This window comes from Micromonospora andamanensis (genome assembly GCF_016863495.1).
Taxonomy (GTDB): domain Bacteria; phylum Actinomycetota; class Actinomycetes; order Mycobacteriales; family Micromonosporaceae; genus Micromonospora; species Micromonospora andamanensis.
Genome location: NZ_BOOZ01000006.1, coordinates 1 through 13752, shown reverse-complemented (window position 1 = coordinate 13752; position 13752 = coordinate 1). Strand labels below are relative to the sequence as shown.

The following is a 13752-nucleotide window of genomic DNA, read 5'->3' as shown; positions in this document are numbered from 1 at the left end:
CCGGAGGGCGCGGCGGAACTGGTCAGTCGCGGTCGAGGATGGCGCCGAGGATCCAGGTGACGACGCCGACGAAGAGCGCCCCGAGCACCGCGGCCGGCCAGAAGCCGTCGACGTCGAAGGGCAGCCCCGCCTGGTCCGCGATCCAGCCGGTGAGCAGGAACAGCAGGCCGTTGACCACGAGTGCGATCAGTCCGAGGGTGAGCAGGTAGAAGGCGCAGCCGACGGTCTTGATGATCGGCTGGAGCACGCCATTGACCACACCGAAGATGACCGCGACGAGAATCAGCGTCAGGATCGTCTCGGAGATCGAGTCCGAGTCGAGCGAGATACCGGGAATGAGCAGTGTGGCCAGCCAGAAGGCCACCGCCGTGGCGCCGACCCGGATCAGTAGACCTTTCAGAAAACCCATGGCGGGCATGGTGTCACGGCGGACGCGTGGGCGGAACCCGCGAGATCATCCTGCTCGGCGCAGGGCCGCGGTGCCGATGAGCTGCGACTCGATGGGGGTGCAGGCGAGCAGTGCCCAACGCAGAGCTCGCCGGTTGACCACGGCGACCATGTCGTGGCGGATCCTGGTCAGCAACTCCGCCGCGTCGCCGAGCCCCAGCGCGTAGCCGGCGACAGTGGCCTCCGCCTGGCTGAGCGGTCGCAGCACCGCCAGGTCGGCCCGGCTCAGCGCGTCCGCGTCGGCCGAGGTCAGCACGTCGCGGACCAGCAGCGTGGTCTGCCAGGTGGTGCCTGGCCGTGGACCCGCGAGCGGTGGTGCGTCAAGCACCACGAGCACCGGTTTGAGTGGCGTGCCGGGTTCTCCGGGCACCGGGCGGTCCGGCGGGATCAGCGGAACAGGTCCGTCCGGCCCGCCGACGCCCCGGACGAACCGCTCCCAGACGTACGGCCGGCCAGTTTGGACGATCACCCGGGCACCCAGCGCCATCGCGCGCACGGCTACCAGTTGGGCGACGGGCACCCCACCGACGAGGATCAGCCGGGTGCTCTCCGGCCGGAACAGGCGGACGGTGACGGCGTGGCCGTGCCGGTTGGCACCGAGCTTGAGCCCGGCGGCACCGTAGGGCAGCTCCAACGGTGGGTTTCCGGCGGTCGGCGGCGCTGCCCCGGGCACCGCCAGCGGCAGCGTGCCGGCGAGGCCGGACCACTGCCCGCCGTCGAGCCGTTCCACAGTGGTGCCGTCCGTGGCCACCGTCCGCCGCAACTGTCGAGCCGCGTCCGAGAGCTGGGCGGGTGTCGCCGCGGCCAGCCGTACGATCAGGCCTGTGATTGCCGGGCGCTGCGTCCCGGTGTGCAGCGACACCGTGATCGCGCTCGCCGGCACCGCCCACAGCCGGGGCAGGAGCGTGGTCACCGCATCGCCGTCGGGCCACCGGCGCAGCCGGAAGCTGGTCTGGAGCAGACCGCCGCACCGGACCGCCTGCCAGGACTCCCGAACCGGATGCCCGTCGTGGTGGGCGAACTCGGCGAGCAGCCGCCGGATCGACTGCTCGCCCACCTGTCGCACGGTCAGCGGGCGCAGCCGCCTGACGATGCGCCGGACGGTACCCGCGAGGGCGTGCCGCAGCGCCTCCTCCGGCCAGCCCCACGCCCGCGTCACCCGTACCGTCAGCACCGCCCGTTCCCAGCCGGCCAGCCGCCCGTCGGCGAGCTGACGGTAGGAAACGGCAGCCGCGCCGCCGCCGGCACCGACCGCCGGTGCCGGCGTACCGGTCAGCAGGAGCTGTACGTGTACGGGTGGCGTCTGGTCGGTCTCGGCCGGGAGCAGTGACGCGGGTGACGGTAGGGACCTCCCGCCGTCACCGAGCAGGTCGGCCGGGTCGCCGATCTCCAGCAGCGCCACCAGGCCGTCCGGGTCGTCCACCACCGAGGCGGCACCACCGCCCCACTCGACGGAGCGCACCACCGCGTGCGGGGCCACCAGGCCGAGCAGCTCGGTCGAACCGGAGCGCCGCCGGGTGGCCCGCCGCCGGGCCAGGTAGCCGATGCCGGTGACCAACCACTCGTGCAGCCATCGATGGCGAACCCGGAACCAGGTCACCGCGAGCAGCCCGGCCACCACAAGCGCCGCGGTGACCGTCGTCAGGGGACCTCGACCGGGGACGGCGATCAGCCCCGCCGCTGCCACCTGGGTGGTGACGATCTGCCCGGCCCGAAGCCCGGACGGCCAGCGGCCAGGTCCTCGCCGTGACCCGGTGGGGGTGATCCGACGTCCGGCACCCGGTGACGGATCGCCGGGGCGCGGGTCGTCGGTCGCGGCCGGGTGGGGCGGAGTGAAGGTCGTCGCCACCGCACCCTCCCCGAACCGGTCACCCTTCGCGACCCGACCGCCGCCCATCGTAATCACCGTCGATCGATCGCGTTGTCCACAGGGGAGGACGATGGGGTAGCAGAACCGCGATGGTGTCGCTACTCTCAGCGACGAGTTCTCGTTGGCCCATCCCGCGTCGTGCTCGCCCTCCGGCGTCGTGGGTGGTGCGTTCTTCGCCGTAGGGCCAGCCACGATCGAGGAGACGAGGTGACGTCCCAGGTGTCTCAGACCCAGGCAGAGGCCGCGGTGATGCAGCAGACCGCGGCGAAGTTCGAGCAGACCGACCAGTCGTTGCAGTCGATGCTCAGCGGACTGCTGGTCCAGCTGGAGATCCTCCAGCAGGCCTGGCGTGGCGCTGGCGGCCGGTCGTTCGAGCAGGTCAAACGGAAGTGGGCGGAAGACCAGGCCGGTCTGCAGCAGGCGCTTCGGGAGACGGCGGGTGCGATCCGCACCGCCGGCACGCGGTACGACGCATCGGACACCGAGGCGGCCACCCGGATGGCCGCCACCAACCGTGGCGGCATCCAACTGCCGCTCTAGCCCACGACCCCAGGGAGAAGACTTCGATGGAGCACGGTGTGCTGGTCGTCAACTTCGCCGCACTGCAGCAGGCCAGCGCGGACATCCAGCGGGCGTTGAACACGCTTGACGCACAGCTCGGCCAGTTGGAGCGCGATGCGGCGCCGCTCGTCGCCAGCTGGTCCGGCGCGGCCCAGCAGGCGTACGAGCAGCGGCAGGCGCGGTGGCGCAACGCCTCGCAGGACCTCCAGGTGATGCTGCGGGACATCAAGCTCGCGGTGGACGAGTCCGCGGCGGACTACCTCGACACCGAGAAGCGGAACACCGGCCTGTTCCAGTGAATCTCCACGCCCAGCGGGGTGACGCCGGCTGGCGTCACCCCGCGTCGTGGTCATGGTCGGCCGGGGCGCCACCGTCGGCGGATCCCCCGAGGCAGCACCGCCGCGAGCACCACGACGGCGGCCATCATCGACACCCCCACGCCGCTGAGCAGCAGTGCGCGGTGCCGGGCGTCGCGCCGACGGTCCTGCTGCGCCAGCAGCGCCGGATCGGGTCGGTGGTCGGCCAGCCCGGTCGCCGCCGCCCGGGCGCGCCCGGGCGGCGGTCCGGTCTCGGTCACCGCCCGGTACGGATTGAGCACTCCCGCGCCGTGTCCGCTTCCGGGCGCCGGATCGGCGGTGGCGATGATCCGCCGGGCCACCTGCACCGCGCTGAGGTCGGGGTGGTACTGGCGCAGCAGGGCTGCGGTGGCCGCGACGAACGGTGCCGCGTAGCTGGTTCCGTCGGCGCTGCGGTGACCCTGTCCGGGGGCGGCGACCAGCACGCCGGCACCGGGGGCGAGGAGATCCACGTGGCTGCCGGGGAGCGAGAAGTCGGCAGGCACTCCGTCCGCGCCGATCGCGCCGACTCCGATCACCCCCTCGTAGCTGGCCGGATAGGGGCGCGGTGCGCCCCCGCCGGAGAGGTTGCCGGCGGCGGCCACCACGACCACGTCCCGGCTGACCGCGTAGGCGACCGCCGCGCGGACCGTGGGATGGTCGGTGTAGAGCACGACGGAGAGGTTGACCACGGCGACGCCCCGGTCGACAGCCCAGCGGACCGCCCGGCCGAGGTCCTCGGGCGCTGCCGTGCGCCCCGTGCCACGCCCGTCCACGATCTGCTGTTCGCTGACCCGCACCGGCAGGATCCGGGCCTGCGGCGCCAGCCCACGGAAGCTGGTCCCGTCGCGTGGTGCGGCGGCGATGATGCTCGCCACGCCGGTGCCGTGACCGACACAGTCGAGCCTGCCGTCACCGCCGGCGTCGAGCAGGTCTGTGCCGGCGAGCACCCGTCCGGCGAGTTGGGGGTGCCGTCGGTCGACGCCCGAGTCGACCACCGCCACCGTCACCCCGGCACCTGTGGCCAGCCCTGTGAGTCGCTCCGGGGCGTACCGCTGCTGCGGCCACGGGGACGCGGAGACCGGCCGGGCCGGTGCCGGTGGCGACGGGCATCCCGAGGCCGCTCGGGCCGGCGTTTCCGCCATCACGAACGTCGGGCCGACCAGCAGGGTCGCGGCCAGACCCACCCGAAAGAGGTACGGCCGGCGCCGGTCAATCCGCAGGTGTCGTCGCGCACCTCGCACCCGGGACATCGACGGCCTCCGTATCGTGTCGACACCGCGACGGAATGTTACCGACTGTCCGGAGAACCGGGCCGGCCACCGCCTGCCTGGCATTGTGATCTTGTGATCACCTTGTAGGTTGTATCCGATACCTATGGCCTGTGCCCGGGAGGAGGGGTGGCCGTGACCGACTGGGAGCCGGCCACCGGGGCCGAGGCGGCGATGCGCGACGCGCTGCACGGCAATGACCAGCAGCTTTACTTCCGGATCCTGTCCGGCGTCGAGCTGCTGCTGCCGGTCTCCGCCCAGGCGGCCGCAGGGCGGACTCCGGTGGGCTGGGGCACCTGGACGACCGGCGGCCGGACGCACGTGTTGGCGTTCACCTCCGCCGAGGCGATGCGCGCCTGCCTCGGGGAGCACGCCGGCCCGAGCCGCCGCACCGGGTACGCGGAACTGGCCGCGAGCTGGCCCAATCACGAGTGGTGGCTGGCGGTGAATCCAGGCCTGCCGATCGAGGGTTATCTGCCGGCCTGGTACGTCTCCCAGCTCTCCCGGGGCGACGTCCGGCTGCCCGGGCGTACGGTGGGTGCCCGAGCCCGGCTGGAACGGGTGGAGGCGCTGAACCGGGCCCGTGAGGCCGCCACGACCCCGCCCGCACCGGCGACGCCGAATCCGCCCGCCCCGCCGCGACCGCCCGGCCCGGTCCGACCGACGCAACTCTCCCCGGCACCGCCCGTGGTGCCGGCGGCCTTCCAACTCCCGGAGGTGCCGCTGGCGGCGTCGGGCACGGTCACCGGCCCGCGACCGGGGCCCGCCGACCGGCCACCCGCCCCGGCGCGCCCGACGCAGCCCGACAGCGGCGGCCTGGGCCGTACCGGCGCTGCCGGCGGCGGTGGTCCCGGTGGTGCCCGGCCGGACGGTCCAGCCGCCAGGGACGGTCTGTCGCCACGACGGCCGCCCTTTCCCGGGCGGAACGAGGAGCCGGCGTCCGCCGGGCCGGGCTGGCCCACGGCACCGGAGCGGCCCGGACCCCGCACCAACGGACGTCCGGCCGACACCGGTGCCGAGCAGCCGGGCCAGCGATCCTTCTTCGAACCCGCGAACGGTCGTTCGACGCATCGCGGTGACCGCCTCGCCGATCGGGCCACGCCGCCGTCCCGGTTCCGGGGCGGTCAGCCGTTTCCCCGCCGGGGGCCGGCCGGCGAGCCGCAGTCCGACGGGCCGACCCGTGCCTTCGTCTTCGACGACAACGACCAGGCCACCACTCGTCCGCAGCCCGGGCCGACCGAGGAGGCGACGCAACCGCTGCCACCGCCCGACGGGCCGGTCCGGCCGCTGCTGGTGAGCACTCCCGCTGGCTGGGCGGCACCGGGTGGTGGTGACCCGACAGCCGGCGGCGGTGGTGATCCGACCCAGGCGCTACCCCGCCGCCAGCCGGTGGAGGAAGAGCCGACGTCGGCGGCCGAGCCGGTCTCCGGTCCGCCCGCGCCACGCCGCGGGTTCACCCCTATCGTCATCGAGGGCACCATCATCGAGGCCAGGGACCTCACCCTGACAAACGGCCATCCGGTTCCGCCGGTGGGCGAAGGGCCACCGGACGGCGGAGGAGGGCGCGGGCCCCAGCCGGGTCCGCCGCCGGCCCGTCCGGCACCGGAGCACGCCGAGCCGGCGACCCCGCACGTGCCGCCCGCGCCGGAGCCGCCGCTGCGCTTTCCGGCCGCCGACCCCGAGCCGACGGTACGGTTCCCGGCCCCCCGCCCGGAGCCGACGGCGCCGGGATCCGAGCCGACCGTCCCGGTGCCGACGGCACCGCCTGAGCCGACCGCCGCAGTGCCCACGGCACCGCCGGAGCCGACAGTCCCGGTCCGGACGGTGACGCCCGAGCCGACGGTGGCTCCACCGCCGGCCACCCCGGCACCGCCCAGCCAGGCCCGGACGGACAGCGGCGCTGGCACGGCACCGCCGGCCGAGGCCCACCCGGCTGCCGCCCCGGTCACCGGGACGCCCTCGCTGTTCACACCGGTGTCCGCGCCGCCGTCCGCACCGCCACCCGCGCCCGGGCCGGCCACGCCGCCGATCACCGATGCACCCACGATGCGCGAGTCCCCGCCGCCCGGTCCCGCGTCCGGGGCGACCACCGCGCCCGCCGCCGGTCCGCCCTTCCAGCCCGCGAACGAGGTGGAGGAGGACCTGTACGGTGCCGCCGACGCCGGCAGCACCGACACCTTCCTGTCCACGCTGTTGCTGGCCCGGGTCCTGATGCCGGTCGCGGCCGAGTCCGCCCCCGGTAGCCGCCCCGGCGAGACCGGCTTCGTCTGGCCGACCGTGCAACTGGACGGGCAGACCTTCGTGGTGGCCTACACCTCCCCGCAGCGCCTCGCCGACCACACCGATCCGGCGGCCGAGACGGTCCAGGTCCGCTTCGTTCAGCTCATCCGCAGGTGGCCGGACCCGTCGTGGTCGTTCGCCGTCAACCCCGGCACCCCGGTGGGTGCGAAGCTGCCCGGTGAGCAGATCGTCGGGCTGGCCAACTGGGCGGCCGAACTCGGCCTCGGTGACGACGCCGAGCCCGAGCCCGAGCCGGTTGCCGAGGCCCCCGCTCCGGCGAGCAGCCCACGACAGGCGGCCCCGGCGGGTGACCTGGCCCGGCCGATCGTGATGCAGAAGGCGATAGCGCCGAGCCAGCTCGGCTACTACCTGGAACGGGGCTACGACCGGGTCTCCGGGTTCGTCCACCGGGCGAGCGAGCTGGCGCATCTCACCACCCCGGCCGCCCTCTACCAGGCGCTCGGCCTCGGCCACCCCGAGTCGCCCTTCACGCCGGACGCCGAACAGATCTACGTGCTCCGGTGGCCGGCGTACCGGCCGAGCCTGTACCGGATCCCCTACGGCGGGCAGAACGAGGCGGCCATGCGGGCGATGGAGGGCTGGGTCATCGAACGGCCCCCGTTCCGGGGCAACGGCTTCGCTCCCGGTGAGGGCAGTGACGTGCTGGCGGAGTTCAAGGTGGACAGCGTCCGGCTGCCGCACGGTGCCCAGCTGGTACGCATCGACGCCGCAGGCACCGAGCGGCTGATCGCCGTGCTCGACGCCGACACGCTCTCCTGGCAGGAGGTCGGCGAACGGTGATGCGCGACGGTTACGTGGCGCGCTGGCGCGGCCGGGAGTTCCAGGCCAGCCCGGACGGCAGCGAGGTCCGGCTCTACCAGCCGGAGGCCACCGAGGGTTTCACCGAGGTGCGTCCCGGCCGGCACGTCCGGGTCGTCCCGGCGAACGAGATCGAGGAGTTGGCGTACGTCCGGACGACCTGCACCTGGAAGGGGCAGCCGTTCATCGTGCTGGCCGAGCACGACGGGTGGCTACGGGTCGAGTACACCGGCGGGCGCTGGCCGGTCGCGCAGGCGATGCGGCTGGAGGCCTTCGACTTCGGTGTCTACCAGGGCTGGGCACCCGTCCGCGAGGTCACCGACGTACGCGAGCAGCGGGTCTGAGGCCGTCCGCCCCGGTCAGGACTTCGCCCACCGGAGGATCTCGCCGAGCACCAGATCAGGTGTCTCCAGGTGCGGGAAGTGCCCGACCTCGTCGAGCAGCCGCCACTCGTACGGTCCGCTGACGTAGCGCCCGGAGCCCTGGGCGGTGCGTGGCAGCGCCGCCACGTCCCGCGCGCCGTGCAGTTGCAGGGTGGGGGCGGCCAGCGGGCGCTGCATCAGCTTCACGAACCGGTAGCCGTGCAGCCGCAGTACCGACCGGAACGCCCACCGGTAGCCCTCCAGGGCGCAGAAGGCGGCCTGCGGAATCCGCATCGCCTCCCGGTAGCGCTGGGCGTAGTCGGCGAAGTCCGAGCTGGTCACCCAACGGCGGCCAGCCCAGCGGCGCATGATCTCCTCCACCGCCCGGCCGTCGTCGCGGGTGAGCAGATGTTCGTACCGGGGCAGCTGGAATCTCAGCGCCGGTGTGGACGCGGCGAACTGACCGCGTGGGTCAGCGAAGATGGCGGCCCGCAGCCGCAGCGGGTGCGGGGCACCGAGCACCACCAGCCGGCGTACCAGGTTGGGGTGAAACGACGCCGCAGTCCACGCGATCATGCCGCCGGCACCGGTACCGACAACTGTGGCCGAACGCTCGCCGAGCGCCCGGATCAGTCCGGCCACGTCGGCCGCGAGGGTGTAACCGTCGTACCCCCGGGGTGGTTTGTCGCTGGCGCCGTAGCCGCGCAGGTCCATCGCGACGGCGCGGAAGCCGGCGTCGGCGACCGCCGGCAGCATCCGGTGCCAGGCCCACCAGTGCTCGGGGAAGCCGTGCAGGAAGAGCACCATCGGCCCGGTACCCGCCTCCACGACGTGGAAGCGGCTGCCGTTGGCACCCACGAACCGGTGCGTCCACGGCCCCTCGGTGAGTACGCAGGACTCGTCGACGGCATCGCCACGCTGCTCGGTCATGAACGACAGCCTAGGCCCTGGGTCGAAGTCCCTGGTCGCGCCGAGTCCCGGGTCGATGCGGCGGTCGGCATCGCGGCGGGGTGGCCGGACATCGGTCAGCCGACGGGGCTCATCTTGAGAATGCTGAGCGGGATGCCCGGGCCGCAGTCCATCTCGGTCGTCGCCGGAGCGGTGGTCACCCGTACGAAGGTGCCGGTGGCGAAGGTGCCCTTGTCGAGGCCGTGCAGGGCGTACTCGCGGCCGTCGTCGGTGACGAGCGTGTAGCAGGGCCCGCTGCCGCCCTGGCTGAGCCGGCCGGCCAGGACATTCGCCTTGCGTAGCTCGGTGGGACGGCGTGGCGGTGCCGTCGGGGTGCCGATCAACGGCGGGTCGGTGGGCGACAGCTTTCCACCGGTACGCCCGGAGGGCGGCTGACCGGTGTTGCCGGCGGTGGTGTCGTCGGGGCTGCCCGTCGACGAGCCGCCCGGTTGGCGCTGATCGGCGGTCACGGTGTCTCCGTCCGGCGCACCGCAACCGGCCAGGGCCAGCAGTGCGGCGAGGCACGCCGCCGGCACTCGGATGCGGGTGGTGGTGGGCACAGGGGTACGACGGACGCAACCTCGCATCGGTTCCCGGTGACCCGGTGCCGGAAAGGGTGATGCCCCGGGCAGGTGGCCTGCCCGGGGCATCACGCCTGTTGCTCAGCGGATCAGGAGAAACGGACCTTGGTGTTGATGCCCTTCTGCTCCAGCACCTTGATCTTGGTGCCGGTGGCCGGGAGCTTGACGCCGTGGTTCGGCAGCTCCGGGAACCAGTACTTCTTGGTGTCGTCGAACAGCGGCTGCGCGGCCTGCCCACGGATGTACTGCGGCTGGCTGTTCAGGTGCAGCGTGAACGAGTCCGCCTTCTTCAGGCTGAACGGCGCGTCGTAGACCTGGATGCGGGCCCGCCAGGGCTGCCCGGTCAGGTTGTAGATCGGCCGCGGGTGGGCGTCGATGATCATGTTCCGGCCCTCGCCCGGGTGCGCGAACGTGTCGTTGTCCGCCCACCTGGTGTTCCAGTACGAGATCAGCAGCCCCTCCTGGTACGCGTAGTGGTCCACGTAGTCAGGCTTGGTGTTGGCGTACCCGAAGAAGTAGGGCCCGGTCTTGAGGTACTTGTCGTACGAGATGTACTGCCGGGTGCCCGCGATGTAGTAGTTCGCGAAGCTCCGGGTGTAGGTCTCCTCGACCACCTCGAACCCGCCGGCCAACGTCCAGCCGCCCGCGTCGGACTCCGCACCGTCGGTGAAGACGGTCTCGCCGTCGGCGGTAAGCGTCACCGCGTCGCCGAAGAAGCCGCCCTCGGAGACACCACCGTCGGTCTGGTAGCGCAGCCGGAACGCGACGCTGTCGCCGGCCACCTGGTCCAGCGGGATCTCGATGTCGACCCACTCGTCGTCGGAGCTGCCGTCCAACGCGAACCGGCCGGGAGAGATCTCCTTGAGCGGCTCGCCGTCGACGGTGCCCGGCTGCGACGTCCAGCTCTGCCCGCCGTCGACAGAGGTCTCGAAGAACAGGTAGTCGTAGTCCGCCTCGATGCTGTAGCGGCCCTTCATCGACAGGGTCGCCGACGACTTCCCGGTCAGGTCGAACGTCCGGGTCATCGTGCTGTTGAGGTCGTCCGCGTTACCGGAGAAGAACTGCTTGTCACCCTCGAACGGCGCGCCGTTGTCGAAGGTGTACTCCCGCTCGGGCAACACCACCACGGCGGCCTGGGCCTGCTTGGTGTTGTACTCCTGCGGGCCGAGGGTCAGCGTCCGCTTCTGCCCGGCCACGATCACCTCGTAGTCGAGCCAACCGAGCTGGAGCTTGTTCCAGGCGCCGAGGTCACCGCCGCGTTCGCCGATGCCGCCGTCGTTCTTGGCACCGAGGCGGCTCTGGGCCATCAGCGTCCAGTGTTCGTTGTTGTTGTCACCGCCGCTTATGACGTTGTAGTCGTCCGGCAGGCCGAGGTCGTGGGCGTACTCGTGGTAGAAGACGCTGCGACCGCCGTTCTCCGGCTGGATGGTGTAGTCACCGATCCAGATGCCGGTGCTGCCGATCTGGGTACCGCCCGCCGGGAAGTTCGACGGACCGGTGCGGCCCTGGTCGGATGCGTACGCGTACCAGCGGTGGCTCCAGATGGCGTCCTCGCCCTGGATCGGGTCGCCGTCGGCCATGTCGCCACCGGCGTGCACGATCTGGAAGTGGTCGATGTAGCCGTCCGGCTCGTTGAAGTCGCCGTCACCGTCGTGGTCGTAGCGGTCCCACTGGTCCATCGCCTGGACGTCGGCCGCGATCTCCTCGTCGGTGCGACCGGCCGCCTGCTGGTCCGCGACCCACTTGTTGGCGGCGTCGCGTACCAGCGCCCAGACGTTGTTGCAGACGATCCCGTCGCAGGGGTAGCCGCTGGAACGGCCGTAGCGGGCCTCGTTGTACTGGACCTTGACCCAGTCGGTGACCACACCGTCGACGCTGTACCGACCGGAGGACTGCGCCTCGTAGTACTGCTTCACCGACTCGTCGCCGGGGCCGGTGCCGAAGTAGAGCTTCCGGTAGTGCTCGGCGTCGTAGTCCGCCTGCCAGACCGTGGAGTTGTCCACCGACCGGTCCGGCTCGGGGATCTCGTTGTGCAGTGGCCCGTCGAACTTCGTCGGGCCGGGGATGTCGGGGTCGGTGTCCTGGTCGGGATAGTCGGGGTGCCGGTCGTTGCCGAACTCGGCGAGGATCACGAAGATCTGGTCGGTCTGTTCCCGGGACAACTCGACGTACTGCTTCTCGGTGGGGCCCCGGCCGCCCTTGGTGGCCTTGGCGTTGCGACCGGCCGCACCGCCACGGGTGGCCCGCTCACCGACCTTGACCACCGTGCTGCCGTTGATCCGTTCTGCCTTGGCTCGGCCCGAGAGCACCTCACTGAGGCCCTCCTGACGCAGGGCGCGGCGCTTGGCCTCCAGCGGGTTCGGTAGATCGTGCTCGGCGTGGGCGGGCTCCGCGATGGACGGGGCGGCCGCCGGCGTCTCCGGCTGTGGCGCAGCGGCGGCGGATGAGCCGACCGTCAGTCCTGTTGCCGTCAACGAGAGCCCGAGCAGACCCACTGCGACTTTCCGCACGTGGTACCTCCGGATTGAGGGAACCGGCCCGTCGGGGGTTGTGGGCCGGTGAAAAAGGCCCCCGTAAATGGGGCCAGTGGTGAACATAGGCACCTGTGGGGCTGGTGGGAAGGGTCAGGCCCAGATTTGTTGCAGATAGTTTTTGGCAGGCGTTTTCACTGTCACATCTCGATCCGGTCGCGGCCTGTCGGAACATGACGAAGGGTGGCGGCCCGATCCCGGACCGCCACCCTTCAGGTCGTACGCCTGCCGTCAGTCCTCGTCGGACTTGCCGCCGCTCATCCCGGAGGAGATCAGGTCCATCACTGACGAGTCCTGCAACGTGGTCACGTCACCCAGCGAACGGTTCTCCGCCACATCCCGTAGCAGCCGACGCATGATCTTGCCGGAACGCGTCTTCGGCAACTCCGGCACCAGCATGATCTGCCGGGGCTTCGCGATCGGGCCGAGCGTCTTCGCCACGTGGTTGCGCAGGTCGGCGATGAGCTGCTCGCCGGCCTCGCCGGAGATCTCGGTGCTGCCCCTCGGGATGGCGAACGCGACGATCGCCTGCCCGGTGGTCGGGTCGGTGGCGCCGACCACCGCCGCTTCCGCCACCGACGGGTGCGACACTAGCGCCGACTCCACCTCCGTGGTGGAGATGTTGTGCCCCGACACCAGCATCACGTCGTCGACCCGGCCGAGCAGCCAGATGTGCCCGTCGTCGTCCTTCTTCGCACCGTCACCGGCGAAGTAGATCCACGGGTCGTCGGCGTTGCCGGTGGCTCCCGCGCCGAACCGCGACCAGTACGTCTCGATGAACCGGTTGTCGTCGCCCCAGATGGTGCGCAGCATCGACGGCCACGGCTCGCGCAGCACCAGGTAACCACCACCGCCGTTGGGCACCGACTGGCCCTGGTCGTCCACCACGTCCGCGACGACGCCCGGCAGCGGGGTCATCGCCGAACCGGGCTTGGCGGCTGTCACACCCGGCAACGGCGAGATCATCATGCTGCCGGTCTCGGTCTGCCACCAGGTGTCCACGATGGGCAGCTCACCGTGCCCCACGTGCTGCCTGTACCACATCCAGGCCTCGGGGTTGATCGGCTCGCCGACACTGCCGAGCAGCCGCAGCGAGGAGAGGTTGTACTCGGCCGGGATCTCCTCACCCCACTTCATCATGGTGCGGATCAACGTCGGCGCGGTGTACAGGATGGTCACCCGGTACCTGTCGACGATCTCCCAGAAGCGGCCCTTGTGCGGCGTGTCCGGGGTGCCCTCGTACATCACCTGGGTCACGCCGTTGGAGAGCGGACCGTAGACGATGTAGGAGTGGCCGGTCACCCAGCCGATGTCCGCCGTGCACCAGTAGATGTCGGACTCCGGCTTGAGGTCGAAGACCGCGTGCGAGGTGTACGCCGCCTGGGTCAGATAACCGCCTGTGGTGTGCAGGATGCCCTTCGGGCGGGCGGTGGTGCCGCTGGTGTAGAGGATGAACAGCGGGTGCTCGGCGTCGAACGGCTGCGCGGTGTGCTCGGCCGACGCCTGCTCCACCGCGTCGTGCCACCAGTGGTCCCGCTCTGACCAGCCCACCTCTTCGCCGGTACGCCGGACCACCAGGACATGCTCGACCGAAGGGCAGTTCGCCACCGCCTCGTCGACAGTCGGCTTGAGCGCGGACGGCTTGCCCCGCCGGTAGCCGCCATCGGCGGTGATCACGACCTTCGCCGAGGCGTCCTGGATCCGGTTGGTGAGCGCGTCGGCGGAGAACCCGCCGAACACCACACTG

The 13752-nt window shown here is 71.7% G+C and carries 11 protein-coding genes; 4 read left to right on the top strand and 7 right to left on the bottom strand.

Going from position 1 to position 13752, the window contains the following annotated elements; genetic code table 11:
* Positions 1–22: 22 nt before the first annotated feature.
* Complete coding sequence (locus tag Van01_RS07400; protein ID WP_204002568.1) at positions 23–409, bottom strand: phage holin family protein; 387 nt, start codon at positions 407–409, stop codon at positions 23–25.
* A gap of 45 nt (positions 410–454) precedes the next feature.
* Positions 455–2344, bottom strand: a complete 1890-nt coding sequence (gene eccE, locus Van01_RS07395; RefSeq protein ID WP_204002565.1) for a type VII secretion protein EccE — start codon at positions 2342–2344, stop codon at positions 455–457.
* 192 nt (positions 2345–2536) lie between these two features.
* On the opposite strand from eccE, the gene Van01_RS07390 reads away from it, so the two are divergent.
* The gene (locus Van01_RS07390; RefSeq protein WP_099852445.1) at positions 2537–2857 is read left to right on the top strand and encodes a WXG100 family type VII secretion target; all 321 of its coding nucleotides are present in this window, start codon (positions 2537–2539) and stop codon (positions 2855–2857) included.
* Between the two features lie 26 nt (positions 2858–2883).
* Positions 2884–3177: a WXG100 family type VII secretion target gene (locus Van01_RS07385; RefSeq protein WP_204002562.1), complete on the top strand. Its 294-nt coding sequence runs from the start codon at positions 2884–2886 to the stop codon at positions 3175–3177.
* Positions 3178–3227: 50 nt separating this feature from the next.
* On the opposite strand, the gene mycP is transcribed toward Van01_RS07385, so the two are convergent.
* Entirely contained in the window at positions 3228–4466 is a 1239-nt protein-coding gene (gene mycP, locus Van01_RS07380; RefSeq protein ID WP_373306220.1) for a type VII secretion-associated serine protease mycosin, read from the bottom strand.
* A gap of 153 nt (positions 4467–4619) precedes the next feature.
* Here mycP and Van01_RS07375 point away from each other — a divergent pair, with 153 nt between their 5' ends.
* Positions 4620–7565, top strand: coding sequence for an SseB family protein (locus Van01_RS07375; RefSeq protein ID WP_239098918.1), 2946 nt, complete (start codon positions 4620–4622; stop codon positions 7563–7565).
* Positions 7562–7927 (top strand): UCP033725 family protein, encoded by a 366-nt coding sequence (locus Van01_RS07370; RefSeq protein WP_099847890.1) that lies wholly within the window; start codon positions 7562–7564, stop codon positions 7925–7927. The genes Van01_RS07375 and Van01_RS07370 overlap by 4 nt, the downstream gene beginning before the upstream one ends.
* A gap of 15 nt (positions 7928–7942) precedes the next feature.
* Here the strand turns inward: Van01_RS07370 and Van01_RS07365 are convergent, their stop codons facing one another.
* The 4 genes from Van01_RS07365 to acs form a co-directional block, all read right to left on the bottom strand.
* Entirely contained in the window at positions 7943–8875 is a 933-nt protein-coding gene (locus Van01_RS07365; protein ID WP_099847889.1) for an alpha/beta fold hydrolase, read from the bottom strand.
* 95 nt (positions 8876–8970) lie between these two features.
* A complete protein-coding gene (locus Van01_RS07360; RefSeq protein ID WP_204002559.1) occupies positions 8971–9453 on the bottom strand; it encodes a hypothetical protein in 483 nt (160 codons plus the stop codon).
* Between the two features lie 110 nt (positions 9454–9563).
* Complete coding sequence (locus Van01_RS07355) at positions 9564–11969, bottom strand: immune inhibitor A domain-containing protein (protein WP_204003126.1); 2406 nt, start codon at positions 11967–11969, stop codon at positions 9564–9566.
* Between the two features lie 267 nt (positions 11970–12236).
* The coding region (acs, locus tag Van01_RS07350; RefSeq protein ID WP_204002555.1) for an acetate--CoA ligase at positions 12237–13752 on the bottom strand (1516 nt) is incomplete at its 5' end.

Bases quoted from the DNA above. Each gene is read 5' to 3' on its own strand.
- Van01_RS07365 (WP_099847889.1), bottom strand. From the start codon at position 8,875: ATGACCGAGCAGCGTGGCGATGCCGTCGACGAGTCCTGCGTACTCACC.
- Van01_RS07385 (WP_204002562.1), top strand. From the start codon at position 2,884: ATGGAGCACGGTGTGCTGGTCGTCAACTTCGCCGCACTGCAGCAGGCC.
- eccE (WP_204002565.1), bottom strand. From the start codon at position 2,344: ATGGGCGGCGGTCGGGTCGCGAAGGGTGACCGGTTCGGGGAGGGTGCG.
- Van01_RS07400 (WP_204002568.1), bottom strand. From the start codon at position 409: ATGGGTTTTCTGAAAGGTCTACTGATCCGGGTCGGCGCCACGGCGGTG.
- mycP (WP_373306220.1), bottom strand. From the start codon at position 4,466: ATGTCCCGGGTGCGAGGTGCGCGACGACACCTGCGGATTGACCGGCGC.